We start from the raw sequence: 2,788 nt of genomic DNA on the forward strand, positions 1-2,788 counted from the left end.
CGCCCCTGGTAGGTCGTCGCCCGGATCTCGCCGACCCGCCCGTAGTCGTCGGCCTGCTGCTTCAGGTCCGGTTCGACGTCGTCGCGCCAGACGGCGACCGGATCGTCACCGACGCGTTCGCTGTAGGTCACCGCCAGCGTGCGCGGGTCGTCCGGCGCGCCGAGGACCACGCGGTACGCCAGGTCGGACACACGGCTGGTGCGCAGCGGCTGCCAGCCGTCCGGGAGGGCGATGGAGAAGCCCTCGGGCGAGTCGTAACGGCGGAAACCCTGCGGGAGGGCCGTCGCCGGGGCCGACGGGGTCGCGGTGGTGGGCGGTGCCGTCGGGGTCGGCGCCGGTGTCGAGGGCGCGGACGGGCGGTCCGTCTGCGAGGGCGCGGCCGAGGCGGGGGGACTGGGCTGTGCCCCGGACGCGGAGGTGTCGTCGCCGGGCTGGTCGCGGGTCACCGCGAGGACGGCGACGGCGACGGTGACGACGGCGAGCGCCGTCCCGGCGATCATGGTTCGTCTGCTCCACCCCGGTCCGGTGGCGTGGCAGGCGGCGGCGTACGCGCGGCGCAGACGGGGCGTCGGCGCCGTCGGCAGGGCGGCGTCGGGATCCTCGTTGACCACCCGGGTGAGGGCCTCGCGCACCACCGGCCGGGTCAGCCGCTCCCGGGAGTCCTTGCGCAGCAGCCCCTGCACGGCCTGGGTGAGGGGTCCGGCGCGCTGCGGTGTGCGCAGCGGGAGCCGGTCCACGCTCTTCAGCGTGGCCTCGGGCCGGTCCCGGTCCCGGAACGGCGGGCGCCCCTCGACCATGGTGTAGAGGATCGCGCCGAGCGCCCACAGATCGGCCGCCGGCCCGATCCGCTCGTCACGGGCCTGCTCGGGGGAGGCGTACGAGGGTGCAGCGAGCCGCGGTGCCAGGGTCGCGCCGGCCAGTCCGAAGCCCGCGACGACGACCGGGCCCTCCTCGCGGACGAACACCTGCCCGGGGCTCAGCTCGCCGTGCGTGATGCCCTCACCGTGCGCCGCCTCCAGCACCTCGAGCAGCTCCAGCCCGATCCGCGCCGCCCGCACATAGTTGAACGGGCCCTGCTCGGTGAGGAGTTCACCGAGCGGTGTGCCGCCCACCCACTCGGTGACCGTCCACAGCGCGCCCGCCTCCTCCACGGCGTCGACGACGGGCGCGACCCGGCCGGGGCACAGCCGCCCCATCGTCTCCGATGTGCGCATGATGCGGCCGACCGTCCGGCGTGCGCTCTCCCCACCGGGCTCGTCCGGCAGCCCGACCTGCGTCACCAGACAGGGCCGCCCGGCCTCGACGTCCTCCCCGTACCAGCACACCCGGTTGGCTTCGCGATGGACGGCCTCGAGGAGCCGGTACCTTCCGGCTACCAACTCGTGTGCGGAGACGTACGCCTTGCCCATGGTCATCCCTCGTTGAACGCCTGGCTCTCACCTTGGCCACTGGTACGCGGGGCGCGACGGCAGGCGTTCAACGCGGCGGGCGCATATTTGCGCCGGCCCGAACTTTTGACGATGCGTCAAAGAAGCCCGAAGCGGCCCGCCCAGGTCATCACGTCCGCGGTCGACGCATTGCCCCCGCACACCACCAGACCGAGCCGACAGCCGTCGCCGATCCGTTCCACGACCCGGCGGGCGGCGGGCAGCAGACATCCGGCGGCCGGTTCCGTCCACACCTTGGCGTGTTCGGCGAGGTCCAGACAGCCCCGTACGGCGTCCCGGTCGGGGACCACGAGGACATCGGTGACCAGGGCGGACACATGGTCGTACGTCAGCTGTGAGACCGCCGGAGCGCTGAGCGTGGTAGAGATCGACGACAGCGCGACCGGCACTGGGCCGCCCGCCGCCAGTGCCTCGGACATGGCCTCGGCGCCCTCGGTCTCCACGCCCCAGATCCGCACCTCGGGGCGGCGCGCCCGCAGGGCCGCCGCCACACCGGAGATCAGCCCGCCGCCCCCGACGCTGACCAGCACGTCGGTGACCTCGTCCGCGTCGTCGGCGAACTCCAGCCCCACGGTGCCCTGTCCGGCGACGACCACGGGGTCGTCGAAGGGGTGCACCAGCGTCAGGCCCTCGTCCCGCAGCTCGGTCACGAGGCTGAACGCGCCGCCCATGTCGTCGGTCAGGCGTACCGTCGCACCGGTGTCGTGGGCGATCTCGACCGCCCGTGCGGGCGCCGAGCGCGGCATGACCACCGTCGCCTTCACGTCGAGGGCGGCCGCCATGACCGCGAGGGCGATCCCGTGATTGCCGCCGCTGACCGCCACGACGCCGGCGGCCCGCTCGGCCTCGCTCAGCGACAGCAGCTTGGCCGCCGCCCCGCGCGCCTTGAAGGATCCGGTGCGTTGCAGGAGTTCCAGCTTCGCGGTCACCGGGACGCCGAGCAGTCCGGACAGGCCGGGGCTCGGCACCGTGGGGGTGTGAATGACATGGCCGGCGATCCGCTCGGCGGCGGCTTCGATGTCCGAGATGCCGATCAAGGAGCTCACCCTTCCGGCGCGGCAGCGTCGGTGGTGGGGCCGCGCCGTTCTGAACCCTGACGTGGGCGGGGCCGCTGGTCAACATGGTTTCGGTGACCGGACGGCTCCGGCTGCAGATCGCGCCGCACCAGGAAGTCCAGCAGCGCCCGCAGCTCGGCGACGGCCCGCGCCTGAAGCGGTACGTCCGTGAGGGCCGCGTCGGCTGCGGCGATGTGCCGGTGGGCCTCGGCCAGCGCCGCGGTACGGCCGCCCGCCTCGTCGATCAACGCGGCCGCCTCGGCCGGCTCCCCGGCCGATTCCAGC

2 protein-coding genes and 1 pseudogene are annotated in these 2,788 nt (G+C 74.1%); all 3 read right to left on the reverse strand.

Annotation, left to right across the window (positions count from 1 at the left end; translation table 11 throughout):
• Positions 1-1,415 (reverse strand): serine/threonine protein kinase (locus ACTWQJ_RS49750; protein WP_443312949.1); only part of this gene is annotated, 1,415 nt, incomplete at its 3' end.
• Between the two features lie 110 nt (positions 1,416-1,525).
• Positions 1,526-2,485, reverse strand: coding sequence for a threonine/serine dehydratase (locus tag ACTWQJ_RS49755; RefSeq protein ID WP_443312950.1), 960 nt, complete (start codon positions 2,483-2,485; stop codon positions 1,526-1,528).
• 5 nt (positions 2,486-2,490) lie between these two features.
• Positions 2,491-2,788 (reverse strand): annotated as a pseudogene (locus tag ACTWQJ_RS49760) (hypothetical protein); the annotation flags it as partial.

The organism is Streptomyces sp. KR55, assembly GCF_052245645.1.
In the GTDB taxonomy this organism is placed as follows: domain Bacteria; phylum Actinomycetota; class Actinomycetes; order Streptomycetales; family Streptomycetaceae; genus Streptomyces; species Streptomyces flavusporus.